At 39.4% G+C, this 23,953-nt stretch carries 30 protein-coding genes and 1 pseudogene; 21 read left to right on the top strand and 10 right to left on the bottom strand.

The genetic code is table 11. From position 1 onward, the window contains the following. Positions 1-225: 225 nt before the first annotated feature. Genes menA through H6G59_RS10800 form a run of 3 tightly spaced genes read left to right on the top strand, consistent with a single transcriptional unit; the run spans position 226 to position 3,415 of the window. Positions 226-1,125 carry a 2-carboxy-1,4-naphthoquinone phytyltransferase gene (menA, locus tag H6G59_RS10810; RefSeq protein WP_190714248.1) on the top strand — a complete coding sequence of 300 codons (900 nt, stop codon included), beginning with the start codon at positions 226-228 and terminating at the stop codon, positions 1,123-1,125. Next, complete coding sequence (locus H6G59_RS10805; protein ID WP_190714246.1) at positions 1,125-2,084, top strand: o-succinylbenzoate synthase; 960 nt, start codon at positions 1,125-1,127, stop codon at positions 2,082-2,084. The genes menA and H6G59_RS10805 overlap by 1 nt, the downstream gene beginning before the upstream one ends. Further along, complete coding sequence (locus H6G59_RS10800) at positions 2,069-3,415, top strand: 2-succinylbenzoate--CoA ligase (protein ID WP_190714243.1); 1,347 nt, start codon at positions 2,069-2,071, stop codon at positions 3,413-3,415. The genes H6G59_RS10805 and H6G59_RS10800 overlap by 16 nt, the downstream gene beginning before the upstream one ends. Positions 3,416-3,428: 13 nt before the next feature. Here the strand turns inward: H6G59_RS10800 and H6G59_RS10795 are convergent, their stop codons facing one another. The 3 genes and pseudogenes from H6G59_RS10795 to H6G59_RS10785 all read right to left on the bottom strand — a co-directional run. Further along, positions 3,429-3,878, bottom strand: a complete 450-nt coding sequence (locus tag H6G59_RS10795) for an acyl-CoA thioesterase (protein WP_190714241.1) — start codon at positions 3,876-3,878, stop codon at positions 3,429-3,431. A gap of 146 nt (positions 3,879-4,024) precedes the next feature. Beyond that, positions 4,025-4,756: a hypothetical protein gene (locus H6G59_RS10790; protein ID WP_190714239.1), complete on the bottom strand. Its 732-nt coding sequence runs from the start codon at positions 4,754-4,756 to the stop codon at positions 4,025-4,027. A gap of 224 nt (positions 4,757-4,980) precedes the next feature. Beyond that, a pseudogene (locus H6G59_RS10785) lies at positions 4,981-5,130 on the bottom strand (T3SS effector HopA1 family protein); the annotation flags it as partial. A 160-nt stretch (positions 5,131-5,290) separates the two neighbouring features. Here H6G59_RS10785 and H6G59_RS10780 point away from each other — a divergent pair. The 9 genes from H6G59_RS10780 (at position 5,291) to H6G59_RS10740 (ending at position 11,335) form a co-directional block, all read left to right on the top strand. Next, a complete protein-coding gene (locus tag H6G59_RS10780; RefSeq protein ID WP_190714237.1) occupies positions 5,291-5,620 on the top strand; it encodes a hypothetical protein in 330 nt (109 codons plus the stop codon). Between the two features lie 53 nt (positions 5,621-5,673). After that, a complete protein-coding gene (locus H6G59_RS10775; protein WP_190714235.1) occupies positions 5,674-6,189 on the top strand; it encodes a hypothetical protein in 516 nt (171 codons plus the stop codon). A gap of 11 nt (positions 6,190-6,200) precedes the next feature. After that, positions 6,201-7,073 carry a collagen-like domain-containing protein gene (locus tag H6G59_RS10770; protein WP_190714233.1) on the top strand — a complete coding sequence of 291 codons (873 nt, stop codon included), beginning with the start codon at positions 6,201-6,203 and terminating at the stop codon, positions 7,071-7,073. Further along, the gene (locus H6G59_RS10765) at positions 7,070-9,109 is read left to right on the top strand and encodes a coiled-coil domain-containing protein (RefSeq protein ID WP_190714231.1); all 2,040 of its coding nucleotides are present in this window, start codon (positions 7,070-7,072) and stop codon (positions 9,107-9,109) included. The genes H6G59_RS10770 and H6G59_RS10765 overlap by 4 nt, the downstream gene beginning before the upstream one ends. Beyond that, on the top strand, positions 9,102-9,926 hold the full coding sequence (locus H6G59_RS10760) for a hypothetical protein (protein WP_190714229.1): 825 nt from the start codon (positions 9,102-9,104) through the stop codon (positions 9,924-9,926). Before H6G59_RS10765 ends, H6G59_RS10760 begins: the two co-directional genes overlap by 8 nt. Positions 9,927-10,122: 196 nt before the next feature. Further along, positions 10,123-10,401 (top strand): hypothetical protein, encoded by a 279-nt coding sequence (locus tag H6G59_RS10755; RefSeq protein WP_190714227.1) that lies wholly within the window; start codon positions 10,123-10,125, stop codon positions 10,399-10,401. Positions 10,402-10,458: 57 nt separating this feature from the next. Next, positions 10,459-10,686, top strand: a complete 228-nt coding sequence (locus tag H6G59_RS10750) for a hypothetical protein (RefSeq protein ID WP_190714224.1) — start codon at positions 10,459-10,461, stop codon at positions 10,684-10,686. A 7-nt stretch (positions 10,687-10,693) separates the two neighbouring features. Beyond that, positions 10,694-11,041 carry a hypothetical protein gene (locus H6G59_RS10745; protein ID WP_190714222.1) on the top strand — a complete coding sequence of 116 codons (348 nt, stop codon included), beginning with the start codon at positions 10,694-10,696 and terminating at the stop codon, positions 11,039-11,041. 3 nt (positions 11,042-11,044) lie between these two features. After that, positions 11,045-11,335 (top strand): hypothetical protein, encoded by a 291-nt coding sequence (locus H6G59_RS10740; protein WP_190714221.1) that lies wholly within the window; start codon positions 11,045-11,047, stop codon positions 11,333-11,335. A 1-nt stretch (position 11,336) separates the two neighbouring features. On the opposite strand, the gene H6G59_RS10735 is transcribed toward H6G59_RS10740, so the two are convergent. The 3 genes from H6G59_RS10735 to H6G59_RS10725 form a co-directional block, all read right to left on the bottom strand. Then, on the bottom strand, positions 11,337-11,621 hold the full coding sequence (locus H6G59_RS10735) for a hypothetical protein (RefSeq protein ID WP_190714219.1): 285 nt from the start codon (positions 11,619-11,621) through the stop codon (positions 11,337-11,339). Next, complete coding sequence (locus tag H6G59_RS10730; RefSeq protein ID WP_190714217.1) at positions 11,618-14,086, bottom strand: DnaB-like helicase N-terminal domain-containing protein; 2,469 nt, start codon at positions 14,084-14,086, stop codon at positions 11,618-11,620. The genes H6G59_RS10735 and H6G59_RS10730 overlap by 4 nt, the downstream gene beginning before the upstream one ends. A gap of 91 nt (positions 14,087-14,177) precedes the next feature. Continuing rightward, positions 14,178-14,471, bottom strand: coding sequence for a hypothetical protein (locus tag H6G59_RS10725; RefSeq protein WP_190714215.1), 294 nt, complete (start codon positions 14,469-14,471; stop codon positions 14,178-14,180). A 93-nt stretch (positions 14,472-14,564) separates the two neighbouring features. Here H6G59_RS10725 and H6G59_RS10720 point away from each other — a divergent pair, with 93 nt between their 5' ends. Further along, complete coding sequence (locus H6G59_RS10720) at positions 14,565-14,846, top strand: KGK domain-containing protein (RefSeq protein WP_190714213.1); 282 nt, start codon at positions 14,565-14,567, stop codon at positions 14,844-14,846. A gap of 93 nt (positions 14,847-14,939) precedes the next feature. Here H6G59_RS10720 and H6G59_RS10715 read toward each other — a convergent pair whose 3' ends face one another. After that, positions 14,940-15,260, bottom strand: a complete 321-nt coding sequence (locus H6G59_RS10715; RefSeq protein WP_190714211.1) for a hypothetical protein — start codon at positions 15,258-15,260, stop codon at positions 14,940-14,942. 406 nt (positions 15,261-15,666) lie between these two features. On the opposite strand from H6G59_RS10715, the gene H6G59_RS10710 reads away from it, so the two are divergent. The 7 genes from H6G59_RS10710 to H6G59_RS10680 all read left to right on the top strand — a co-directional run bounded on the left by H6G59_RS10710 (position 15,667) and on the right by H6G59_RS10680 (position 18,678). Beyond that, complete coding sequence (locus H6G59_RS10710) at positions 15,667-15,873, top strand: hypothetical protein (RefSeq protein ID WP_190714209.1); 207 nt, start codon at positions 15,667-15,669, stop codon at positions 15,871-15,873. Between the two features lie 35 nt (positions 15,874-15,908). After that, complete coding sequence (locus tag H6G59_RS10705) at positions 15,909-16,109, top strand: hypothetical protein (RefSeq protein ID WP_190714207.1); 201 nt, start codon at positions 15,909-15,911, stop codon at positions 16,107-16,109. Next, on the top strand, positions 16,109-16,315 hold the full coding sequence (locus H6G59_RS10700) for a hypothetical protein (RefSeq protein WP_190714205.1): 207 nt from the start codon (positions 16,109-16,111) through the stop codon (positions 16,313-16,315). Before H6G59_RS10705 ends, H6G59_RS10700 begins: the two co-directional genes overlap by 1 nt. Beyond that, a complete protein-coding gene (locus tag H6G59_RS10695; protein ID WP_190714203.1) occupies positions 16,305-16,532 on the top strand; it encodes a hypothetical protein in 228 nt (75 codons plus the stop codon). The genes H6G59_RS10700 and H6G59_RS10695 overlap by 11 nt, the downstream gene beginning before the upstream one ends. A 453-nt stretch (positions 16,533-16,985) precedes the next feature. After that, complete coding sequence (locus tag H6G59_RS10690; protein WP_190714199.1) at positions 16,986-17,156, top strand: hypothetical protein; 171 nt, start codon at positions 16,986-16,988, stop codon at positions 17,154-17,156. A gap of 75 nt (positions 17,157-17,231) precedes the next feature. Then, complete coding sequence (locus H6G59_RS10685; RefSeq protein WP_190714197.1) at positions 17,232-17,513, top strand: hypothetical protein; 282 nt, start codon at positions 17,232-17,234, stop codon at positions 17,511-17,513. Position 17,514: 1 nt separating this feature from the next. After that, positions 17,515-18,678, top strand: coding sequence for a tyrosine-type recombinase/integrase (locus tag H6G59_RS10680; RefSeq protein ID WP_190714195.1), 1,164 nt, complete (start codon positions 17,515-17,517; stop codon positions 18,676-18,678). A 15-nt stretch (positions 18,679-18,693) separates the two neighbouring features. Here the strand turns inward: H6G59_RS10680 and H6G59_RS10675 are convergent, their stop codons facing one another. The 3 genes from H6G59_RS10675 to H6G59_RS10665 form a co-directional block, all read right to left on the bottom strand. Continuing rightward, complete coding sequence (locus H6G59_RS10675) at positions 18,694-19,782, bottom strand: T3SS effector HopA1 family protein (protein WP_190714193.1); 1,089 nt, start codon at positions 19,780-19,782, stop codon at positions 18,694-18,696. A 33-nt stretch (positions 19,783-19,815) separates the two neighbouring features. After that, positions 19,816-21,054 (bottom strand): aminoglycoside phosphotransferase family protein, encoded by a 1,239-nt coding sequence (locus H6G59_RS10670; protein WP_190714191.1) that lies wholly within the window; start codon positions 21,052-21,054, stop codon positions 19,816-19,818. An 886-nt stretch (positions 21,055-21,940) separates the two neighbouring features. Then, on the bottom strand, positions 21,941-22,261 hold the full coding sequence (locus H6G59_RS10665; RefSeq protein WP_190714189.1) for a TMEM14 family protein: 321 nt from the start codon (positions 22,259-22,261) through the stop codon (positions 21,941-21,943). A 62-nt stretch (positions 22,262-22,323) separates the two neighbouring features. Between H6G59_RS10665 and H6G59_RS10660 the strand changes: the two genes are divergently transcribed. Continuing rightward, positions 22,324-23,667 (top strand): ATP-binding protein, encoded by a 1,344-nt coding sequence (locus tag H6G59_RS10660; RefSeq protein WP_190714184.1) that lies wholly within the window; start codon positions 22,324-22,326, stop codon positions 23,665-23,667. Positions 23,668-23,953 lie beyond the last annotated feature (286 nt).

The raw sequence follows: 23,953 nt of genomic DNA, 5'->3' as shown, positions 1-23,953 counted from the left end.
ATATTCAGTGACCATTAACCAGCCTCTGACTTGCTGGGTTTTGGGATTTCCCAGAACTGATACTATTTTTGACTGCAAAATGTAAAGCTAAGTTTTATTACCTGAAGGTTAACCAGCAATCACAAAATTAGCATTTTTTGGGAATTTCCCAGCGTCAAATGTCTCGCAAGATTATAAAATCTAAACTGAGCAGTAAATTTATAGCAATTTAACTCATCACAGCTGATGACTCAAAATCAGATTTCTATACCCAAAAATAAATTATGGCTGGCGGCAATCAAACCGCCGATGTACAGTGTTGCTATTATGCCTATATGGGTAGGTTCAGCAGTAGCATTTGCGGAAACAAAGATTCTTAATCCCACAATATTTTCAATATTTATTGCTGCGGCAATTTTAATTCTGGCTTGGGAAAATATCAGTAATGATGTTTTTGATGCAGAAACAGGTATTGATAAGAATAAACATCACTCCCTTGTAAATTTGACTGGTAACAAGCAGTTAATGTTTTGGCTAGGAAATATATGTTTAGGTTCGGGTTTGCTGGGGATAATAGCGATCGCACTTCTACAACAAGACCCAACTGTAATTGGTATCATTTTGCTATGCTGCGGCTTGGGCTATATGTACCAGGGACCTCCCTTTCGTCTAGGATATCAGGGTTTGGGGGAAATTCTCTGCTTTTTCGCCTTTGGCCCCTTGGGAACATCAGCAGCATACTACAGTCAAACTCAAACTTGGTCAATCACTAATTTAGCAGCTTCGGTGATTGTTGGCATTGTTACTAGTTTAGTTCTATTTTGCTCACACTTCCACCAAGTGAAAGATGACATAGCGGCTGGAAAGCGATCTCCTATTGTTCGCTTAGGTACTCAAACAGGTGCTAAAGTCTTAGTCTGGTTCACTGCTAGTATCTATCCCTTTAATCTTTTATTCGTTTTATTAGGAATTTTTCCAGTTTGGACGTTGTTAAGTTGGGTAAGTTTACCCTTTGCATTCAAATTATGTCGCCACGTTTTAGAAAATCACAACCAACCAGACAAAGTGAGTAACTGTAAATTCATCGCTGTCGCTGTGCATTTCTGGAGTTGTTTGCTGTTAGGTGTAGGATTTGTGCTGGGGTAATGAAATATCAATTTTCCTTTCGTCGGATTAATCACAACTTCACTCGTCCTGTTGTGACAAATCATGGAATTTGGGAAATCCGCGAAAGCATAATTATCCGTCTGATTGATGTTACAGGTAAAGTTAGTTGGGGAGAAATTTCTCCTATCAGTTGGTTTGGTTCTGAAACCATTGAACAAGCTTTAGATTTTTGTCACCAGCTACCAAAAGAAATTACATCAGAGATGATTTTGGCGATTCCTGATAACTTACCAGCTTGTCAATTTGCTTTTGAATCAGCCTTATCAAAATTAGGTGATAAATCTGAATTTATAAATCCTCTAAATATCACCTATAGTGGTTTATTACCAGCAGGAGAAGCTGCTTTAAATCAATGGCAGAGTTTATGGGAACAGGGATATAAAACATTTAAATGGAAAATTGCCGTAGATAAGATAACTAAAGAATTAGAAATCTTTAATTTACTAATTAAAAACTTACCCGATTCGGCAAAACTACGTTTAGATGCTAATGGTGGACTCAACTACCAAGAAGCAACATTATGGCTACAAACTTGCGATAATTTACAACCAAAAATAGAATTTATCGAACAACCTTTAGCTGTGAATCAATTTGCAGAAGTATTAGAATTGAGTAATTCATATTTTACAGCAATTGCTTTAGATGAATCTGTCGCCACCTTACAACAACTCGAACACTATTATCAACAAGGTTGGCGAGGAATTTTTGTGATTAAACCAGGAATAGCCGGTTCACCATCTCGGTTGAGAAAATTTTGCCAACAATATAATATTGATGCCGTATTTTCATCTGTATTTGAAACCCCAATTGCTAGACAAGCCGCACTGCAATTAGCAGTAGAATTATCTCTAAATAATCGTGCTGTTGGTTTTGGTATTAACCACTTTTTTAAACAACCAGATTCAACCTTTCCTCAAAGTCTATGGAAAAACCTTTAGACTATTTACAGAAAATAGAAAATCATGATTGGCTAATTGGTTATGATAGCCAAGAATTTCAGCAAATAGCAAATGAATTATATTTAGAATTAACTCAATTATCGATAAAGAAAACACCACCAAAAATTATTTTAGCTGAACGGGAACCAGTGCGATTTTTAGCAGGCTTTATCGCTGCTTGTGCAGCCAAATGTTCAGTTTTTCTCTGTAACCCTGATTGGGGAAAAGATGAATGGCAACAAGTTTTTAATTTAGTCCAACCAGATATAGTTTGGGGAGTGGCTAATCATTGTGTACAATCACCAATCACCCATTATCCATTACCAATTACCGATTCCATTATGATTCCTACTGGTGGTTCATCGGGAAAGATTAAATTTGCTATTCACACTTGGGAAACATTAACGGCTTCTGTACAAGGATTTACAGCATATTTTCACCTAAAAACCGTTAATTCTTTTTGTGTATTACCATTATATCATGTTAGTGGGTTAATGCAATTTATGCGAAGTTTTCTCACTGGTGGCAACTTAGTTATTAGCACATTTAAAGAAATAGAATTTCGACAAAAATATAATCTTAATTATTTAGATTATTTTATATCTTTAGTACCCACACAATTACAACGCTTGTTAGAAAATCCCCAATTAACTCAATGGTTATCTCAATTTGAAACAGTACTTTTAGGAGGTGCGCCAGCATGGGAGGAATTGTTAGAAAAAGCGCGATTTCATAATATTCGTCTAGCACCTACCTATGGAATGACAGAAACCGCTTCTCAAATTGCCACTCTTAAACCAGATGAATTTCTCAAAGGTAAAATGAGTAGTGGAAAAATTTTACCCCATGCCCAAATCACAATTCATCATCTTACAGGAAATATCAATATTCAAGCGAAATCCCTGGCTTTAGGTTACTATCCACAACTTTGGAAAAATCAAGATGATTTTTCTGTAGATGATATTGGTTTTTTAGATGAAGAAGGCTATTTACATATTAGCGGACGTAGTAGCGACAAAATCATTACAGGTGGTGAAAACATTTACCCAGCAGAAATTGAAATAGCAATTAGAAAAACTAACCTAATTATTGATGTTTGTGTAATTGGCATACCTGATAAATATTGGGGACAAGCGCTAACAGCAATTTATATACCCAAAAACTCAAATACTTCTACCTTTGAAATTCAAAACCAACTCAAAAGTCTAATTAGTAACTTCAAAATTCCTAAATATTGGATTTCCCTACCAAACTTACCCCGAAATGCCCAAGGTAAAATAAACCGTCAACAGGTTCAAGAAATTGCTGAGAATTTTCTGAAAACCAAGTAATTATAATTAGAACTTATACAATTCCCTCCCGCAACTTTCTTCTCTCAGCCCCCTCTGAGTCTTTACGATGAGTTTCCAACCAATTGCTGATATAATCAGGTAACTCTTGCTTCATTCTGCTATTGACATCAATACAAACATGACGAGTCATAGCTTTAGCAACTATTACCTCATCCACCGTAATTTCATAGGTGATTTCAAACTTATTCACACCTATTTGTTGGGATAATAATCTAATCACTAGCTTGTCACCACAATACATGGGGCGAAAAAAATCTACATTAGTATGTACAATCGGAAAAGCTACAGATAGATTTGTGAAAAAAGTTTTCAAATTAATACCGATAGCTATTAGTGATTCCTCATAAGCTTCATGGCAAATTCCCAAAACATTTGCAAAATAAACTACTCCAGCTGCATCAGTATCTTGAAAACGCACAACCCGGTGATAATTGAAAATCATAATATCAAGATTCCCAAATCAAAACAAATAGCAGGCAAAATACCTCCTATAAGAATTTATTGTACTTTACTTACAGCAAATTTTATTGAAATAGACCACATTGTAGAAATGATGCATGAGTAGATGCGTTCGCCCTGGGGTTGAACCTACTTTTCAGATATATAAATTTTTAGATTAATAATTTCTTTTAAACTGCTACAGTAAGCTAGCAGTGCATAGATAAAAGTTACAATTCCTATCATTTCCAACAATTCTTCAATCACTATGCCGATTGTTGTTATTATGTCACGCCGACCAAAATATTCTCTTAAAAGCCCATTTACCATTTCCATACCCAGAGATCCGCTTACATAAAAAATTGCAGCAAAAAGGAATGAATATTGAGTTTTCTTAGGTAAATCTAGGAAAAATTGGAAATATTTAAATAGAAAAAATATAACCGCAGGAATCCCAAATATAACCCAGGTGTGAAAAAATATTGGGCTTAAATTAAATTGTTCTCTTAGGGAGGGAATAATCAAAATTTCGTGGAAACTAAAGGCTTCATCGAGGCTGAAAAAAAGAAATATTAAAGATAGATTTTTCCAATAAATAAAATACCTATCTGTCTTTTTAATTGAAGAAATTACTGCTAATAATCCCGAACAAAATAATAATATAAACGATGAATACCAAGCCGGGATATTTAACTCTGCATCCAGGCTAAAGAGATCGTGAAACCATTTTGAGCTTGGAAATGGAAACTCGGCAATCCAGAAATAAGCACTTATAACGCCTGTTAGGGTAAGACATAAAATTATAATAATTAAAAGTTGTGTAATTTTTTTAGCAGAGATATAAATTGGTAACTCTACATCAGGAGTAGATGGCTGCGGCATATAAATTTTTTAGTAATATCCTTAACATTAACACAAAACTTGCAAACTGAAAAATTACTTAGATGAGCAATATTAACTGTATAAATTAGCATAATTTTTATTGTTACTAGATTTGAGGCTAGTACCGCAGGGCGGAAATCGAAAGTCAAAATGAATACAGTATGAGCTTTTTAGAGATTTGGAATAGTTGGTTTATTTACGCCGTATTGTACTAGTTCCCAGTGCTATAGAGGTTGATATATATCTTCAGAAGCAGGATTGAGGTAAGGATGATGCACGTCAACGAGGTGCTGTGCAAAGTGTTCGTCAATAATCTGTATCCGTTCTTCAATGGCATTTTTACCTTTCTCCCAAGCTTCTAACAAAGCATTACTTGACTTATCAGCCACGATGGTTTCAGCTTGTCGCCTCGAAAATACTACTCATTTGCTACTCAAATCATAATATTTTATTCTCAATTACCAGGCTCTGAGATAAAAAAATACTACTCAATTTCTACTAAAATAATTAGATTATCTAACTATTAGTGCCAACATGGCTGAACCAACAATCACTCAAGTGTTTGGAAGTGGTGCTTCACAAACCGCGACAACGGTAACAATTACTAAAGCAGACTTACCAGGATTAACAGCATCGCCAAGCAATACAGCTGAAAGTTTATTGGCGGCAATTATTCTATTTGCTAAGTCGTTTTTAACTCAAACAGCTTTTGACGCAAACACCGACCAAAGCATATATATAGAGACAGGATTTGCTAGTTTTACAAATCGCGGGACAAATAATGATTCCTACCGCGTTGATCAGCTAACAATAAACCTAGCCAAGATTGATTCTGGATCAACATTAGACCCAGACGACTACTAAATATTCTAAGAGGGCGAAACCGCTCTCTTAATTTAAAAACTTGGGCAGGTACAATGACCGAAGTATGCAGAATTATCTGGGATGAAGGTGGGGAGCATCTCATCAATAATCCCCAGAATTACTCCTATGAAATCATCGAGCAGGGAAACTGGAGAATAGGCTTTAAGGGGAGCGAAGAATTCACAATTTACATTGAAAATTTCTCAGGAGTATCCACAGATGTCTGGGGTAGTACTGTTCTGCCATTAGGTTCTTGTATGTACGGCTGGAGGCATTTAACGAGAAACGGTCAGCCAGAGCCGCCGCTTTACCCCAATACAAGAAACGTCTTGTGCAATAGTAGAGGCTCCTTCGTGATTACAGAGGCGGTTTTTACTCCCACTGGATACACATTAAAAATTACTGATGATGGACAACTTTTTACGTACATCATAATAGACCCCAATTCTGTGGAGGAAAAGGATTGCTGTCCCGAAAATACATTGGATTGTGGAGATTGCTGTTTAGATTGTGCGACGATTTTTAACCTGCTTTCTGCACTGACAAAAAAAGTTTTATCTATTAAATAAATTAAATATTTATGAGCAGTTGCGATGAAATTTCAAATCAAATTGCGGCGCTGACTGCTGCTGTTGAAGCCTTGAATGGTAAATTCGCCACTAAGGCAGAGTTAGCGGAATTGGAGAATAAATTAAATAAATATATTCCTAAATCGGATAGAGCCAATATTATTAGTCAGGCTGTTAACGAAGCTTACAATCAAATCCTTGCACTTATAAATAGCCTTCTCGGTGATAAGGGGTTAGAACAAAGAGTTTCTGCTTTGGAATCACAGATGTCAACTGTTCTTTCTCAGCTAACTGCGGCTAAAGGTATCGCTAATCAGGCGTTGGGTTTGGCTAAACAAGCATTGAATAAGGCTGGTATTCCCGGTGCTAAGGGTGAGCGCGGTGAACGTGGCTACGATGGTAAACCCGGTGCTAAGGGTGAGCGCGGTGAACGTGGCTACGATGGTAAACCCGGTGCTAAGGGTGAGCGTGGTGAACGTGGCTACGATGGTAAACCCGGTGCTAAGGGTGAGCGTGGTGAACGTGGCTACGATGGTAAACCCGGTGCTAAAGGTGAGCGTGGTGAACGTGGCTACGATGGTAAACCCGGTGCTAAAGGTGAGCGTGGTGAACGTGGCTACGATGGTTATGACGGTAAGCCAGGGGCTAAGGGTGAACGTGGCTACGATGGTAAACCCGGTGCTAAGGGTGAGCGTGGTGAACGTGGCTACGATGGTAAACCCGGTGAACAAGATTCATCGCTAAAAAAACGGGTTGGTGATCTAGAGAATTACATCAATCAATTAGATGGAATAGGTGTTCAACTGGTCAATAAGGTTCAAAGCTTCAATTTCCTCGTTAAAGCATTCACTTTTCTAATTAGAGGCATAAAGAATTTCCTATGATCCCAATTAAACCAGCATGGGAGATTCTCCCAAAAGCTGTAAACACGTCGGTGGACCTTCTCCAGGAAGGGCTTGAGGCAGTTTCCGAGATGGTAGATAGAATTCAGGGTCAACAACCTGGTCCAAATGATGCAGTTTTAGGAGGGATTGAAGGTAGGTTAAAACGAATAGAGTCTGACTTACTAAAAACAAAGAATATCGCTAATCAAGCCTTGAAGAAGTCCGACGAAGCCCTAAAGAAAGTAGAGAATGTATTTCAAACTATCGGTAAAATTTCGGCTGATTTAGCAATAAAAACTCAGGAGATAGCGACATTAAAAATAGATATAAAACTTCTTCAAGCTGGGTTAGCGGCTTTGGGGAAGTCAATCCCTTTCCTTCTTAAATCAGCTATTTTGAGTTGGCTTTTCTCCGAAGGATTGAATTTGATAATAAGTTTATTATCAAAAAATGGTATCGACTTTTCCAAGATATTGCCACTTATCCAATCAGCGAAGGACGACGCACGAGCAGCAGCTACTATTGCGGTGAAAGCCGAAGGGAAAGCAGAAAAAGCCCTAACTAGGGCTGAAGCTGCACTAGAAAATATTAAATTTCTAGAAAAATCCGCATTAAATGCCATGAAGCGATTAGAGGCATTTATTAAAGATGAAATTAAATTTTTAACCAATTCTACAAAGAATGCTTTACTAAGGTTGCAAGATAGAGTCATCGGACTAGAGAAAGTAGTTGCTGGGATTAAATCATCCCTCAGTGCTTTACAAGTCAAAATCAATGAATTGGTTGCATCCTTGAATTCTCAAATAAAGAGTATCAATGCGACAATTCAAAAAATCAATGCCGATTTGCTCAAGTCCATTGAAAAAATCAACGTTGATCTGCTCAAGACAATTGAAAATATAAAAACTGAATTTCTTAAAGCACTTGAAAAAATCAATGTTGATTTACTCAAGGAACTGAATAAACTAAAAAATGACTTCGGAGGTGAACTTAATAAAATTAAATCCGGCGTACTTCAAGAGCTTCAAAAGCTGAAACCATTAACGGATAAAATTCCAGAAATACTTGCTAAAATTGCCACCTTCTCTATTGAAGTAGCAGCAATTTGGCTTGCGATTAATGCAATAAAAGCCGCCATAGGGGCGTTAAAGGTAGGGGTAGGTAAGAGCGTGACAATTATCAATAATTACACAACAAACAATTACAACAATCCCGATTTGGGGCTGCTGAAAAAAATCGACATAACAACAACAGCCAATTTGGCTCTGACAAAAAATGTACAAGCTGCTGTTACTGCGGTTTCTCTCAAGTTGGTAGCTGGGTTTAAGTGGCTCCAACTCGATAGAGCGCTGAATATTCTTACCTTTGCGGCTACAGTTCATAATGCTGCAATGTTAAGCAATGATATTGTTCAAACTTTGGTAGGAGCATTGACCAACGTACTTACTTTAATAATCCCCAAGGATGACGCGGGGAATACTTTTAATGTTGGTGAAGCCATAAATAGCACTGTTGAGAATGTTATTAAGGGAATTGTAGGAGAGACTAATTATACAAATCTTTCTAACTCTTGGGCTAAAGCTAACAGAATCTATCAGGCTACATCGAATGTCTTGAATAATGTTTTTGACCTTGGCAATACGATTACAAATGCCTTAGAGATTGTCGGAGGGCAACAAGGAAGAATAGGAAACGCTCTCAGGATTTGGGGCGTAGTTGGAGAGAAAGCCTACAATTGGATGAACCCTAGCCCTAATTATGATAATCAAATTTTAATCAAACTAGAGAAGCTAAATCAGACCGCTTCCACCGTTCAAATGGTTACTCAAATCCCTCTTGACGTGGTTAATTCAGTAACCCAGTTGACAGACTCAACAACTGAATTAGTAAAAGCTGTAAACCAAGACGAGGGAAAGAAAGATGGAGTCAAGGCGGATGATGCGAAGAAAATAAAACAACAACAAGACACATCGAAAGAAACTTTACTCGCGTTTCCTGAGATAGATATCACCGACATATTTAACGCCAATGACTAATAACTTACCCGAAAATCCTGGTAGCTTTGAACATTTACAAAGTGTCACTCGACAACAATTTAACAAACAGGTAGCGCTGTATTTCAAGGACTTAGGAGATAGCTGGATACCGAACGTCGCAACGCCGCGAGATAGGCTAAGAAGCGCCTGTACTATGACTGATGAGGATAACGAGCTTTGTATGGCTGCACGACACAGGCTTTTTTACGATATTTTGGGTTATGGACGCTCTAACTTAGCAGTTATCTTTGGCAGCCATGATAAATATGATCCTCCCGTAGAGGGACATCCTATTGTTTACCTTTATTTCTCTCAAGATGCAGAAAGTGTTCCCAAAGGATTAACTAAAGTTGATGCTTGCTACAGTTTTCGTCTGATGAATGAAACCCAATCAAGTATCACTCCAGCAAAAGCTCTTTCGCTGGCCACGGAAATCAAATCTCTTTTTATTCAAGGCAATAACGGGATTCGCATAACCAAGGGAAAGAATCAATACATATACTTTCACAAAGAGAAAGGTTATCGACTGCGAATTTATTCAAACTCTGAAGGTGATGCCGTTGACATAATAAAAAGAATGTTGCAGCTAACAAATACACCTTATGACGTTGATAGGTTGAGCGAAAATAAGCCCAAACGACCGAACTATAAAAAGTCAGAGAAGCAGTTGGTTTATGGGAAGCAACGCTTGATAAAGCGATACCGTCCCACAGCGAATGTATTCTTTCGATATTCTTATATGGAGATACCAGGCAGTCCGCAGCCTCTCATGCTTGTAGATACAACCTACAGGCATGGAGGTCTAATTCTGCTTTAACCGTGAATTGTGTGTCAAAAGAAGGAAACTTTATGAAGTTTCCATGACTTACGAAGCGCTATATCCATTGCTAGGATTTGCGTTGTAGTCCAATGGTTAATGTATGGCGACTCCTACCCCAGCTGGTAAAAAGACAACGTACTTTGTTGAGTTGCCGAATAACAAAGTCGTCAAGATCAAAGCAAGAAAAACATCAGTGTCGGGTGTTGCATCGGACCTTGGATGGGATGAATCTGCTACAGGCGAGGTTCCTACTGGTAAAACCCTTGTAGGGTCAGGAGTTGCAGATGCGCTTTTGAATGGGTGCTTCCCTGTTGCCCTGTATTACACCAAGGGTGGACAGGATAGACGGGCTGTTGTTCTTTGTTCCCCTACTAAGGCTGACACCATAGCCGTAGACGCAAAAAACAGTAAATATCTTGGACAGGATATTATTCGCGTGGCTCCTGTTCGCCGTCGCCGATTTACCTATTAATTTATTCGCATTTTTCTACTTTTAAAGCAATCAAGTTGATGTAGGAGATTTTCAAAGATGGCAGCAGGATATATTGTTGTTCGGAAGAATACAGCAGGAAATGTAGACGCTTATTGGAACGGAACAGCTTTCATAGAGTCTACAGTTGCAAATGCAATTGATTCCAGTGATTTTATTGAAACTCAGACTGATGCGCGATTCGTGCAAGGCAGTATTCAGACTCAGACCATCAATGCTGATGTTGCTTACGTAGCGGCGGAAAGCAGCGTTACTATAATACCTTAATTCAATAATGCCTATCACCTGGAGTAAAATTTTCCAGGCTAGTTACTACAATCTTCATACCAACCCACGGCCGAAGATTGTAGTAATTCATCCTTTTACTAGCCGATTGGTGGCAATTGAATTAAGCAAGATTGGGGGATGGGATATTAACTTTGTTGCTCATCTCGCCCCATTTACTACGCTTCCTGAGTCACCGGGGAATAATTTCTACACCCGATGGCGGCGGCTATATATTGGGTATCAAACATTAGAGCTTGATGCGGCGGATATCTTGGGTAACTTGGAAATAAAACCCAGACTGTGGATACCCGATATTACGGTTAGAGTTTGGGAGGGAGTAGGATTCGTTGGTTAATAAATGAAAAATAATATCAGTGATTTGATGGAAATTGCATTAATGCAACTACCATCAATTATTTGGCTTACATGGAAGGCGGCTGGTGAAAAAGCGGCAATTTACAAAGAAATTGATGCTGTGGGCGATTCTCTCGGCAAGCTAGTTACTTCCCTCGATAAAAGATTAGATTTACACATTCAGGATTCTCATGCCGCGAGAGAAAGTTTAACTGAAAAAATTCAAGGGCAAGGAAAAAGATTCGGTGCCAAGCTTGACCGGATAGAAGCCAAGCTTGATAAATGTGTTGAATGAATCACCACAAACTTAGTTGACCATCCACTACACCGTCGGGGTTAATGGGTGGTTTTTTCTTTTTAGGCATTTTGGGCTTCGGTTTCTTAGGGTCAAGAAGCCCCAGTTCATGAAATGCATCAGCCCGTTCGCTTAACCAAATTTTGTAGGGATGATATTCTCTGGCTCCAAATGGGTAAGCCGCATCAATTGCTTTTTTGATTTGGATGCGATCGCAATCCGGTGGTAGTTGAGCGATCGCACTCCGAATTGCTGAACGTGCAGCCAATCGCCACGGGCTAGTCATAGTTTTTCAATCTGGTGTCCCCAGTATGGCGTTTTACTACTTTTTGAAGCCCTCATCCCATCGATTTTCAGGAACACTGGTCCCTGGTTAGGCATCTGGGACGATACGGTCGCTTCTTTGCCCGCATTTTCACCGATGCAAATTTTCACTCTATCCCCTGGACGCAACTCCCAGAAATACGAACCTGCACCCGCTTTTAAATCATGAAACTTCACGTCAGAGCGAATTACCTTTTTCCCTATCGGAATTTCGCAGGTACATTCCTTGATAACGTCATTAATCATGAATATCTTCACCATCACCTGATGAGGCACAGAGAAGTACTGCTCTTTCTCTACAAATACAGGTAAAATTCCGTCCTTGAAAATTAGCACTTCTTTGGGCTTCATATTTTTGATGGCATCGCGCTCCTCCTCCGACAAGTGGAGCCATACCTCTTTTTTAAACTTAGCTGTCCACGCCTCGGTTAGCTCGGTAATCATCTCCCAGGATTCATCGTGCAAAGCTTCTTTCAGCAATTCGGCATTTGCTGCGGGGTCATAGGTCATGTCAACAGGTGGTGGGCAGGCGAATTTGTCAACGGGTGCTGTTTCTGCCTGTTGTACTAGTTCTGTACTAAAGTGATCAGTCGGTTTAGAAGTGATCACTTCGCTGATCACTTCTTTTTCCGCTATTTGCAAGGGTTTGAGGTCGATGTGATCAATAACGGCCATAACGGCCATCTGCTCAGAGTTGATTTTATTTTCAAACTGATCAGATGGCTGATCACTTGGCCGTTTTTGATCACATCTCCCAGAACCCTCTCCCTGACTGAATGGAGATGTGATCAACGATGTGATCAGTTCTTGATCACATTGATCACTTCTATTTCCAAGGTAATAAACAACGGCTCGCTTATCCCGTCTTGATCGCCCAGAATTAACCAACCCTTCCCCCGCTGCTCGTTTTAGGTCACGGCGAATCGAATCTTTGTTACTGCCCAATACTTCAGCTACTTCTGCGGCTTCAAACGCTATCCCTTTGTTCTTCTGTAAAAATTGCAGACAACGCTGCATATTATTAGTACTTTGGCTGGTACTGTCACCCATCACGCTGTCTTCCAGTCTTCCAACAAACTTCCAGCCCCAAGTTTCATCATCGTAGTTAAATTTATATTTACCTGGCCCGCGACTGCGGGTTTTTTCAATTTCTAGTGTGTTGAAGTCCCCAATCTCGCTCTGGGTCTTGGTGAATTTCCAGACCTCGTCAACTGTATTTCTGATTGCGCGGCTGCCTCTCATGTCGCCTCCGGCATTGGCGTGGTGAATTACCAAAAAACTACAGTTAAATTCTTTGGCAATGTGACGGAGGCGAACCAGCGGACGGGCATACTCAGCTTCTTTTTCTGAGTAGAGGCTATCAACTGATATTGAGGTTAGAGAATCTATGATTACCAGTCGTGATTGATGTTTTCTCAACATTGAGCGAAGTTTACCAAATTCGTTAGCGCTCCACTCATCACAAATTGTCAACCTGCCAGCGCAATTCTCACTCAAGAAATCTTGCATCTCTAAAAGCTTGCTGGTATTTCTCGGTCCCTGGTCAGTTTCTATCAAAAGGGTGTTCATGGGCGCGGAATTTGTACCTTCGTAGGCGAAATCTCCGCCTGTTACCATGTGTTTAGCTAAAGTAAATGCTAGTCGGGTTTTACCTACACCACCGTCCGCGTAAAGGGCAATAACTGATTGATTGGGTACGAAGCCAGGTATCAACCAATCTTGCTCACTTTGACCGTACTTAAGGAAGTATTCTTTGGCAGAATAGGTAGTGGTAACGTTTCTGGAGTCGAGCCATTTAGCGTGAAAATCTAGCAGTTCCTTCTTACTGCTAAACTTCCATTTCTTAGATAACTTTCTCATTGCCCAATCGCGCTGGGCTGAATTTTCGATATCCTCTACTTCTTCTAAATCTTTACACAACTGTTCAAACGCTACATCGTCAATTTTGTTCCAGTAACCTTTAGCTTTGGAATTTCTCAACTGGGTAATCTGAAGAATTTGTTGCTCTAAGTCTTCTAGTATCCATGCCAGGGGTTTTTCAGTGTCCTGTGCGTGAGCTTCAAATTTCGGAGACAGACTAAACAACTGCCGTCTTATAAATTTTTCGCTGATTAAGTCGGCTAGTTCTTCGATGTTATCTGAACTTATGCATGAATCAAATATTCGGGCGAGGTTGCTCCTACCTCCAACTGCGGTAAGTTGTTTATTATTTTGGAGCCAGTTGGTTACGGACAACAGATTAACTTCTTCTTGTCGCTCATAGAGCGCAACGCAAGCCGAATATATTGTTTGATGAGATTGGACGTAGAAAGCTTGCTCTGGAAGAATTTTGACTACTCTGTGGATAGCTTTGGGGTCTAGGAGGATTCCGCCCAAAACGGCTGATTCACATTCGATATTACTTGGAGGTATTTGTGTTGAGTACATTTAAATACCTCCCTTTAAAATGCTATAATTATTAACAGATGTATGCATATTTTCCTTGAGTTGAATGGGGCTGGATGCCCTTTTTTTTTGCTTAAAAATAGTCGTGGCTTTGTTGATATTGCCTTTCCTGACTGAGATATTTAATAATTCTTCCAGCCAAGAATGCGCGGTCATAATGATTAATCCCGCGACAAGATAAACAAACCAACAAGGCTTTTATCTCTTTGTCGTAACGAGTGATTTCACACCATTCAGGGCTTTGAATGAATGCTATGAAACTGCGTGCTAGTGTTCTTACTTCTTTGTGGGTGTAGAGTAAGTTGTGTTCGTCATTCTTGGAAATGTCTTCTAGTATTCGCTCGAAGCCTAATATGGTGTCGTTCATTTGGTAATTGGTAATTAGAAATTGGGAATACTGGGTAAAGGCAGGTTAGTTGCAGCTAATCTGCCTGGTTGTTAATTGGAGTAAACACAGACAATGGTTAAACCGAGTGACGATGACGTTATAAATTTTCCAGAAAAGGTAAACGGGTGGGATTTGTCTACCGGCAAGGTAAGCAAGGTAATGAAGGATATAGAAGAGACAGCCTCTGGTCATCGGGATGGTGGTGAATTAGTCACTCGCCTGGTGAGAGAAGGTGCAACTTGCGAGTTTCTGTCCACTGCTGGTGGTGGATGGCGCAAGGGCAAACTGAAATTAAAAATGGAGTTTGAATTTATCCCAGATGAACCAGAATCACCGCTGGATGATTTGCGCTAACTTGAGAATCTAATTCCCCTGTGACAGTGGCTTAATTGCACACTGTCTGAACGGTCAAAAAAAAGACGGGTTTACCAAATTGGTAAATTCGTCCTAATTTATATGTCCGTTCCCATTCGTCTGTTGAGCCGTTGCCAAATGATAAATGTCGCTCTTGATTTGGTTAGACTCTTTTTTGAATTGTTCTTCAGATTGCTTACTTTCTCCCAGCCGCGCCTCTAGCCGAGCTTGGTGGGAATGAACATACTCTAAATGTTGAGCTTCTAACGCTTCTAGGCGCTCTAGGATTTTCCCAGGAGTTGTGTCTCTGACTGGGGTAAGTTTCCGATCTGTATTTCCTCCTCTCCTATCTTCTCCACTAGTTGAGACCGACTCAGCCCCAATGTGCTGGCTATTGCCTGAAATCGATTCCATGACGCAAGGCTCAGTCTTAGGGAGACTGTCGTTACATCTTCTGCCGTGGTTTTCGGTCGTGCCATTGCTGCCCATTAAACTCTTGCAACTATTTTACATTTACTAAACCAAAAGACATATATAAAATCCTTGACAGCGGATTTGATATATGTTTAATATAGCATTGTGTTTAATAAATGTAAAACTAAATTTAACACGCTCCCTCCTGAAACTCGGTGAAAATCGAACCTTGGAGAGATGGCAGCCTTCAGACCAACGATCTGCCAGATGATCACCCCCACAGGACACCTATATAAACCGGAGCAAGTTCCACAACACGAGTAAGTTCTCCCACCACAACCAGCGCGAGGGGTGGGGTTTGTCCAATGTCCAATGTCCAATGTCCAATTAACTAATTACCAAACAAATGAAAGCAAAGGAATTAATTGAAAGACTGTCCCAACTGCCACCAGATACAGAAATACATTTTGATGGCTACGAAGATCATGAAGCGGAACAATTGCTGGATGAAAGGATTTCAAATTGCTTTTCTTCAGATTGCTCTTCTTCTGATTCTCATATCAGAGAAACGAACTGGGAACTTCTGCCATTAAAAGGGGAATCCGACTCGTGATTTTCAAATGTCCAATTACTAACAACTAATTACCAATGGATGAACACATTAGCTTAAGGCTTGAATGCCAATACATAACTCAAAACAAATTTGGAGAAACAATCATAAAACTTGAAGGTAAAACGTATTCCGAAATTAATCACGAAGTTACTTTCAAAACTGAAGACCCTAATAATAAAGACCCCTTTGTTCCGGGTAAAACCTATCGTGTAACCTTTCGCCTAGAGGAGAATTAATGCAAGCGAGAAAACCTTACCTACTGCTTTACACGATTGACGGGAAACAATTCGCTCACATCGTAGCCAGTAACGACAACGAAATAGAGGATAAAGTATGCGGTTACGAAGACGAAATTAAAGCCGCAGGAATATCAATAAGTGAAGTAGACATTTATCCGTTCAATGAATTAGTTAAGGAGAGATTAGGATTCAATGCAGACTAGAAAAGATGATGGCATATTTCCCCTTGTTGATTCAGGCGGAAATTATATCGATGCCGAATTTGGACTAACTAAGCGTGAATATTTTGCAGCAATGGCCATGCAGGGGCTTATCATTCAAAACGAATATTTCCCTCACTCTATACCAACAAAGGCTGTTGAGTTAGCCAATGAATTAATAAAGGCTCTGAATGAAAATGATTCAAACGTAACGGAATGAAAATCAAGATTAACAACTGGGGAAGTACCCAAATAAAAACCCGCTCTTTTGAATTGAGAATCACACGATGCCAAACTGCCTACGCTCCTTTTGGAATAATTGAATTCCAATCTAGGGATATAACATTCTCTCTTGTCCCACGATTTAGAATTCCGGGTAATCAACTAATGCCATATTTACGATGAAAGATTTTTTGGACGAGATGGAAGCAGCGATATACGACTTACTCGACTTAATGAGGCTAATGTACAAGGTTCATCCGGTTCCTTGCTTGCTGCTTTTGATAGCGACAATGATGCCTATAATCACCGTGATTTTATTCCCATGAGAGCTAAATTGAGCAACACAAATCTAATCAATTTCTTCTACCAACGACAACGATTTGTGAGCGTAATTGAGCTTCGACGATTCCACAGAATATGTGATTGGACTTTAGATATCAGGACAGAACAAATGAATCGTTTACCCTGGATTGTTTACACGGAACCAGACCATAGCTACAGGATTGTGACTAGATTTGGAACCAGACCAGAAGCAGAAATGCACGCTCAAAGACTTAATCGCCTTGATGCCTCGGTGAACTACAAAGTCTGCTGGGATAAAGAAGTAAAAGTCGCAGCCTAGCTGCAAAGCAATACTTTCGGTATATCTGCATTATATTTTTAGTAATGCAGATACAATCTATTGGAGATAGCAGAGATGAGAAGTTGTTACAACTGCATTTACATTCTGTGCCGACCAACACCAGAGGGTATAGATTCTAAAGACACTTGCACCAATCCGGGTGGTGAAGGGTACGAAAAGAGTGATTTCGACCCCTACGAAGATGATGCGAACTGTGACCAATTCCGGTGGGATGAAGACCCTGAAGTATTTGCTGATGACCACACTTGCGACAAAAGTATTGAGATAGATTCCGAACATTTAGCTTGTAGTCAATGCGGCGCTATTTCGCATATCTTTTTTGACTGGAGTAGTTAATATGGCTGTAACCATTGAACCTAAATCTAAAAAATTAATTATCAGATTTCGGGTCAACGGTTACTCGAAACAATTTTACCTATCCACTGGACTGAAAGATAATAAAGCTAATAGAGTAAATGTAGAATCGCGTTGGGAGTTGATCCAGCGCGAAATTTCTTTAGGTGAATTTGACCCTACACTTGAGCGGTATCGGTTTGGGGATAAGAAGTCGAAACAAGTCGAAAACTCAGACATAACAATCATTGAACTCTGGGAAAAATTCACCGAATTTCAGGAACACCAACTAGAGCAGACAACTATTAGGGGTACTTACCGAAAAATCGAACGCTACATCAAAAGATTCCCCACAGAGAAGCTGTCAGAAGCTTCTAAAATCAGAAACTGGCTACTGGCTAATACCTCGGTTTATATGTCATGGGATATTCTTCATCACCTTGACCGCTGCTGTCGTTGGGCTGTTAACTCTAAGCTAATTTCCCAGAATCCCTTCAAGGATTTACTTATCCCCAAGCCCAAACGAAAATCCACTGATGTAGACGGATTTAGAGCTTTCACCCTAGAGCAACGCGACATCATCATAGAAGCATTTGAGAAACACCCTACACATTCTCACTATGCGCCTCTAGTAAAATTTCTGTTTTGGACTGGGTGCCGACTGGGGGAAGCGTTCGCTTTGACTTGGGGCGATATTTCTTCAGACGGATGCCAAATTGCGATCGCCAAATCCAGGAATTTACATGGCATTACCAAAGGCACGAAAAATGGCAAGAAGAGGATTTTTACCGTGCAACCTGGCTCTCGCCTTCAAAAGTTGCTACTAGAAATCAAGCCGGATTGCCCTGACCCCGCGCAAATAATCTTCTTAACCAAGCAAAACAACAGGTTGACCAGTTACACCATGAATGATTTCTGGAAAGGGACTGGCTCTACTTATAAAAACAGGAAATACTTTTATCCAGGGGTTGTTACGGAATTGGTTGACGCGGGTAAGATTCCCTATTACCTGAACCCTTACGCCACACGCCACACTTTCGCGACTTGGGCGATCGCTTCGGGGGCAACACCTGATAAAGTCGCTCTGTGGATTGGGGACAACGTGGCGACGGTACTGAAATATTATGTTCACCCCAGCGTAACAGAGAGTAATTGCCCCGATTTTTGACTACTCATTTACTACTCAATTTAAAGGTTGATATATATCTTCAGAAGCAGGATTGAGGTAAGGATGATGCACGTCAACCAGGTGCTGTGCAAAGTGTTCGTCAATAATCTGTATCCGTTCTTCAATGGCATTTTTACCTTTCTCCCAAGCTTCTAACAAAGCATTTGCGACGATTTGACAACGGTTTAGCCCAAAACTTTCCTGTGCAGCAAATTTGTGGCTTGGTTCTTCGGCTAAACTCAATCCGGGAGCTAAAAATTTGGTAAATAAGGGTATTTCTGGCTGAAAATGACTTTGATGCTGTTTATAAACGGCTTGAAGAATTTTGTGAATTATGGGGTAATCTTGTCGTTCAAAATGAAGTACACCTGCATCATAGCGCCCGTATGCAGCGGGATTATAGAGAACCTGAAAGCTAAAGGGAATTTCTGTATTATTTAGTTGTTGTGTCAGACTCTCCATGAGAGCGATCGCACCTGATGGCATAAAATTAAAATAAATCCGCCCTACTCCTAAATCAGCATCTGGTGTATTTGAGCGCTTTTGTCCGACATTACTAACCGCCACATAACAGCCATTTTGTAAGCGATTTTTGGGCATCCATATAGCAATAGAATCACCCACCTTGGGAGACTTTTGACGAGATTGGAGATAGCATTCTGGCTCAACATACAATGTCAAACCACCTTTAGTTACAGCTATACTCCTATCAGGTTCTAATCGTAACACTTGCCAATCAGGTTCATAGTGACCATTTCCATGATTACTCTGGTGAAGTTGCTCATAAAAATCCCAATCAATCCCCAAACTGAAATTTTGATCTAAATTGGGCGACTTTGAGAAATTAATAGCATCAGCATTCACTGATAAAACTGTTTGTAGCGAACCATTATAATAGATACCGTAGAGAAAATTACGCAGTAGTAAAGCCAGATATTTCTGTTGTAAAGCTGGCGAGTTTTGTTGAAACCTATTTGCTACTGTAGCTGGCAAAGAAAACGGTTGATAATTGGGATGATGAATACAAAAGTTAGACTCGATCTGGATATTAGTAGCAATATCAAACAAAGAATTGAGAATTTGATTAGTAGAATCATCTAGCATTAATTAATTTGCACTCAAAATTTATTGACAATATTAACAACCGCGCAGACGAGTTTTTTCGTAAAAAATCTGCACTAATTGCTGTCCTTTTTCTGGCTTCCGTAGTTTCTCAAATCCGGTTACAGATTGCAGAATCTCTGATTCCGAAGCACCAAAAATAGTCAACACAGCTTGTTCAGGCATAATTAATAAACTTTTGGCAACTTCGAGCATACACAAGTTGGTATTATCAAAATATTTACGGTTGTTCATCATTGCGTGAATGTGATGAATTATTGCCAAGCCCGTAAATTGAATAACACGCACAATAAAGTTGTGATTATAATCTAGAATCATGGGGAATCCATGAAGATAAGAGCGAATAATAGCCAATATTGAAGGTTGAATAACTTCTAGCGGTATCATCGCTAAATGCAAAGATTCTTCTAATTCTAGAGTAGGATCTACTATCAGACTCGAAAGCCAAATTTTGACATAGCTTGCTAGTATAGTTCCTAAATCAAAAGCTGGATCTCCCCAAGCGCAAGCTTCCCAGTCAATCAGCCGTACTAAACAATTATCTAGCTGCTCCCAACGAGAATGAACCAAAATATTATACAATTGCAAATCGTTGTGAGTCAAACAACAAGGATTCCATTCATAGGCCAAGTCTGCAATTGCAGATTCTAGACTTTCGTAACACTGATAAAGAGCATGAAATTTGAGTGCTTCAGTGGGAATTGTGCCAAAAATCTTTGAGCTAATTAAGCCTATACCTTGAGCAGGATTGTAAAAATTATAGCGAAACTGTCCTTGGGGAGCAGTTTCCATAAAATTACGATACTCTCGCTGTTGGAAAGTTGTACGATGTAACCCTGCTAATGAAGTACCAATAGCTGTAGCAATTTCTTTAGGAAAAATACTATTGTTTTGATAAAATTTTTCTAGTTCCACATATTCGCTTGAGTAGCTACGGATAAGGATAGAATTTTCTTCATCAAAATTAAGTACTAATGAAGCGAGCGAGGAAATATTACCAAGAACTGGAAACTTTTGCAACAATTGGTGAAACAGCCATTCATTATAAAACTCATCATGAATACTATCCAAATCAATATGTCGTTTTTGTTTCACTAAAAGTTTGTGATTATCTGTTAAAGTTACCAGGAAATTGCGATTTTTTCGATTAATTTCTAGTAACTCAGATGCATATGATGCGCTATCTTCTGCGCTACACAGTCCTACCTTGTGCAGATACTGGATAACATTTTGAGAAGACAGTGATAATAACATTTATTATTTCCTAGTTTCTTAAATTGATTGATCAGACAATTACCTATACCGAGATTGACTTAGCGCCAGTAGTACAAGGGTGATACCAAAAAAATACGAACATCAAGAACTATTTCTAATATCTACTAATATCTCATTTGTGTGAATCAAACCTGCCAGAATGGCAAAATATACTTTATCTTTTCTTTAAACTCTAGTGAAAATAACATAGAATTTTTACACTATTTAAAATTATAAATCTGGTATGCATTACTCCTAACGAATTGGTGATAGCTTGCGTGGACTAAGCCATACTTACTTATGGAGACCGACAATAACAGGCAGATTTGATCACATATCATTTAGAACAGCTACATATATATTATATTTTTGTAGTTGTAGTTAATGTTATTAGCTCGGAAGTATTTATCTGTTAAGGATGTTAACTTCGGTTGAGCAAACATAACAATCCTATTTGATTTATGATATCTGGCCAGGTGTAGCCATATTTACTTATCAAGGCTGTTAACAGACAATAAGCTAGGTAAAGGTGTAGCCCTTAGGAATCCCAAGAGATAAAAAAGATACACTTAAGGTTTATAGTATGAAAAAAACATCTGTATGGTGACTAGATTAAGCTCACTATATTACACCGATACTTGAGCGATCGCAAGTTTTGTTACAACTACCATGTATGTCATCACTATGTAATTTGTAACAAAAGTAATTTTCTTGGCTGCTAAAACAAAAGTACTCATATAATTACTGGCATCAGAGAGATGTAACTTTTGACTTAAACACTGTTACGGACTGAAAACAGCAGGAGGTAAGAGGAACTAAAGTTTTTTATGGGTTACTGTGAACGCCGTTGATGAGGATTAGGGGAAGTCTAGATCACAGCAAGGGGCTAATTAGAGACAACAATTTGATTGACAATCACTGCTAATGTGAGCATACCCAAAATAATCATCAATCCCGCCGGCATGAATTTACGTGTTTTGGCTAGTCGCAACGCAAAGAAAACTACTAAAATACCAGTGATAACAGATGCTAAAGTCAAACCCCAAGTTTGCCCCTGGAGTTGACAGTAAGCCGAAAAAATTAGTAACAAACCGCTAATGCCACCACTTAATAACGAAACTTTACTTTTAGCCTGAATGTAGCCAATGATGCCACCTACTAACGATAAAATGCCGTAGCCAAAAGCGGCAACTATACCTAAATTCATTGTTACAACCTATGTAGATTTGGATTTTACTTTTAGGGTCAGCAGAAAATTACAGTTGATTGATGGATAATCCAGCGATGCCTACGGCACATACTTCGTCTTATACCAAAGTTCAATTCCTCCAGCGTCAAGCTGCCTCTCTTTTACTTTACCAATCCGTTCTCAAAGGCGAAGTAGCGATCGCATTTCTTGAACTGTTACAAGCAATACGTTACACTGACGCAGATGGGCGCGATTGTCTCCAAGCTTACGGTAGCTACTTCCAAGCTTTAGCTGCCAGCAATCAAACTTGGGAGGAATACTTAATCAATCAGATTCTCATCGCTGATAACCCGTTTAGCAAATTGGCTCAACAGCGAGAATTTACCCATTTGCCCTCAGCTTTAGTCGCAGCAGCCCAAAATGATTTACAAATATTGCAAAGTCTCTATGAATGTAACAGCGCGATTTTAAGCGAGTGGGTGCAAATTGTCGCCCATTTACCAGTTTCCCCAGTTGTGTGGTACCAAGAGCCAGAAAAAGTAGGATTTGAGCAAGGTTTGCGGGTCTCGCTTCCCCAATTAGAAACTTGGGCTGATGCTGTAGAAGATTTAGCAGCTTATTATCGACAATATGGAACAGGTTTATTTGCCGAATACCGGGCTTTTCGCTGGCAAGCAGGACAGTTTGTGGGTATCCCCTATGCTGATTCGGTGAAGCTAACTACACTGGTGGGTTATGAGTGGCAAAAAGATGCGCTGTTAAAAAATACAGAATTTTTATTGTCAGGAGAGGCAGCACTGCACGTATTACTTTACGGTAGTCGAGGTTCTGGCAAATCTTCCTTAATCAAAGCTTTGTTAAACGAATATAGTCACAGAAACCTGCGCTTGATAGAAGTTGCCAAATCAGAACTGCAAGATTTACCCAAAATAGTCGAGCATTTGCGGGGAGTGCCACAGAAATTTATCATCTTCGTTGATGATCTTTCCTTTGAAGAAGATGACGATGCCTTTAAAGCCCTAAAAGTAGTTTTAGAAGGCAGTTTAACCGCTAGACCCCAAAACACAGTTGTTTATGCCACTTCTAACCGTCGTCACTTAATTCGAGAGTATTTTAGTGATCGACCTACCCCTAAGGATAATGAGGAAGTCCATGCTTGGGATACAATGCAGGAAAAGCTGTCATTTAGCGATCGCTTTGGTCTGACTTTAACCTTTGAAGCCGCAGATCAAAAGACTTATTTACAAATTGTTCAACATTTAGCAGCACAAACAGGCATTAATCTCACTCACTCAGATTTAGAATACCAAGCTTTGCAATGGGCAACTCGCCATAATGGACGTTCTGGCAGAACAGCACGTCAATTCATTGACTTCTTAAAAGCAGAGTTAGCTTTGTTTGGGGAAAATAACAATAGCCTGTAGTCAACTTACTAGTGTAGGCTAACAGAAATAACTAATCAATAAAAACCTGTAAAAAAACTTTTATTGTCAATATTGTTGTCTTCTGATTTCTTCCACTAGTGAGGGCAATTTTAACTATTAACAGAATTATGTAAACATACAGCAGGAGCGAGGAAAAACAAACTTTATATAGCAATCCTAAATGAATTCATGAAAACTTTCTGTTCCCTGTTACCTTCCCTCACAGATAAATTCTCAACTCAAATAGGATCGCTATATCTGAACTTGACAAAAAAATTTGTACTTC

This window comes from Anabaena lutea FACHB-196 (genome assembly GCF_014698305.1).
GTDB lineage: Bacteria > Cyanobacteriota > Cyanobacteriia > Cyanobacteriales > Nostocaceae > Anabaena > Anabaena lutea.
The sequence above is the reverse complement of the archived record's forward strand: the minus strand, read 5'-3'. Positions and strand labels throughout refer to the sequence as shown.

What these genes read in the sequence shown, in the direction of transcription:
- H6G59_RS10750 (WP_190714224.1), top strand. Translation starts at nt 10,459, where the DNA reads ATGGCAGCAGGATATATTGTTGTTCGGAAGAATACAGCAGGAAATGTA.
- H6G59_RS10780 (WP_190714237.1), top strand. Translation starts at nt 5,291, where the DNA reads ATGGCTGAACCAACAATCACTCAAGTGTTTGGAAGTGGTGCTTCACAA.
- H6G59_RS10660 (WP_190714184.1), top strand. Translation starts at nt 22,324, where the DNA reads ATGGATAATCCAGCGATGCCTACGGCACATACTTCGTCTTATACCAAA.
- H6G59_RS10745 (WP_190714222.1), top strand. Translation starts at nt 10,694, where the DNA reads ATGCCTATCACCTGGAGTAAAATTTTCCAGGCTAGTTACTACAATCTT.
- H6G59_RS10680 (WP_190714195.1), top strand. Translation starts at nt 17,515, where the DNA reads ATGGCTGTAACCATTGAACCTAAATCTAAAAAATTAATTATCAGATTT.
- H6G59_RS10720 (WP_190714213.1), top strand. Translation starts at nt 14,565, where the DNA reads ATGGTTAAACCGAGTGACGATGACGTTATAAATTTTCCAGAAAAGGTA.
- H6G59_RS10735 (WP_190714219.1), bottom strand. Translation starts at nt 11,621, where the DNA reads ATGACTAGCCCGTGGCGATTGGCTGCACGTTCAGCAATTCGGAGTGCG.
- H6G59_RS10705 (WP_190714207.1), top strand. Translation starts at nt 15,909, where the DNA reads ATGGATGAACACATTAGCTTAAGGCTTGAATGCCAATACATAACTCAA.
- menA (WP_190714248.1), top strand. Translation starts at nt 226, where the DNA reads ATGACTCAAAATCAGATTTCTATACCCAAAAATAAATTATGGCTGGCG.
- H6G59_RS10665 (WP_190714189.1), bottom strand. Translation starts at nt 22,261, where the DNA reads ATGAATTTAGGTATAGTTGCCGCTTTTGGCTACGGCATTTTATCGTTA.
- H6G59_RS10765 (WP_190714231.1), top strand. Translation starts at nt 7,070, where the DNA reads ATGATCCCAATTAAACCAGCATGGGAGATTCTCCCAAAAGCTGTAAAC.
- H6G59_RS10760 (WP_190714229.1), top strand. Translation starts at nt 9,102, where the DNA reads ATGACTAATAACTTACCCGAAAATCCTGGTAGCTTTGAACATTTACAA.
- H6G59_RS10715 (WP_190714211.1), bottom strand. Translation starts at nt 15,260, where the DNA reads ATGGAATCGATTTCAGGCAATAGCCAGCACATTGGGGCTGAGTCGGTC.
- H6G59_RS10690 (WP_190714199.1), top strand. Translation starts at nt 16,986, where the DNA reads ATGAATCGTTTACCCTGGATTGTTTACACGGAACCAGACCATAGCTAC.
- H6G59_RS10805 (WP_190714246.1), top strand. Translation starts at nt 1,125, where the DNA reads ATGAAATATCAATTTTCCTTTCGTCGGATTAATCACAACTTCACTCGT.
- H6G59_RS10675 (WP_190714193.1), bottom strand. Translation starts at nt 19,782, where the DNA reads ATGCTAGATGATTCTACTAATCAAATTCTCAATTCTTTGTTTGATATT.
- H6G59_RS10800 (WP_190714243.1), top strand. Translation starts at nt 2,069, where the DNA reads ATGGAAAAACCTTTAGACTATTTACAGAAAATAGAAAATCATGATTGG.
- H6G59_RS10695 (WP_190714203.1), top strand. Translation starts at nt 16,305, where the DNA reads ATGCAGACTAGAAAAGATGATGGCATATTTCCCCTTGTTGATTCAGGC.
- H6G59_RS10795 (WP_190714241.1), bottom strand. Translation starts at nt 3,878, where the DNA reads ATGATTTTCAATTATCACCGGGTTGTGCGTTTTCAAGATACTGATGCA.
- H6G59_RS10670 (WP_190714191.1), bottom strand. Translation starts at nt 21,054, where the DNA reads ATGTTATTATCACTGTCTTCTCAAAATGTTATCCAGTATCTGCACAAG.
- H6G59_RS10700 (WP_190714205.1), top strand. Translation starts at nt 16,109, where the DNA reads ATGCAAGCGAGAAAACCTTACCTACTGCTTTACACGATTGACGGGAAA.
- H6G59_RS10730 (WP_190714217.1), bottom strand. Translation starts at nt 14,086, where the DNA reads ATGTACTCAACACAAATACCTCCAAGTAATATCGAATGTGAATCAGCC.
- H6G59_RS10740 (WP_190714221.1), top strand. Translation starts at nt 11,045, where the DNA reads ATGAAAAATAATATCAGTGATTTGATGGAAATTGCATTAATGCAACTA.
- H6G59_RS10685 (WP_190714197.1), top strand. Translation starts at nt 17,232, where the DNA reads ATGAGAAGTTGTTACAACTGCATTTACATTCTGTGCCGACCAACACCA.
- H6G59_RS10770 (WP_190714233.1), top strand. Translation starts at nt 6,201, where the DNA reads ATGAGCAGTTGCGATGAAATTTCAAATCAAATTGCGGCGCTGACTGCT.
- H6G59_RS10790 (WP_190714239.1), bottom strand. Translation starts at nt 4,756, where the DNA reads ATGCCGCAGCCATCTACTCCTGATGTAGAGTTACCAATTTATATCTCT.
- H6G59_RS10710 (WP_190714209.1), top strand. Translation starts at nt 15,667, where the DNA reads ATGAAAGCAAAGGAATTAATTGAAAGACTGTCCCAACTGCCACCAGAT.
- H6G59_RS10725 (WP_190714215.1), bottom strand. Translation starts at nt 14,471, where the DNA reads ATGAACGACACCATATTAGGCTTCGAGCGAATACTAGAAGACATTTCC.
- H6G59_RS10775 (WP_190714235.1), top strand. Translation starts at nt 5,674, where the DNA reads ATGACCGAAGTATGCAGAATTATCTGGGATGAAGGTGGGGAGCATCTC.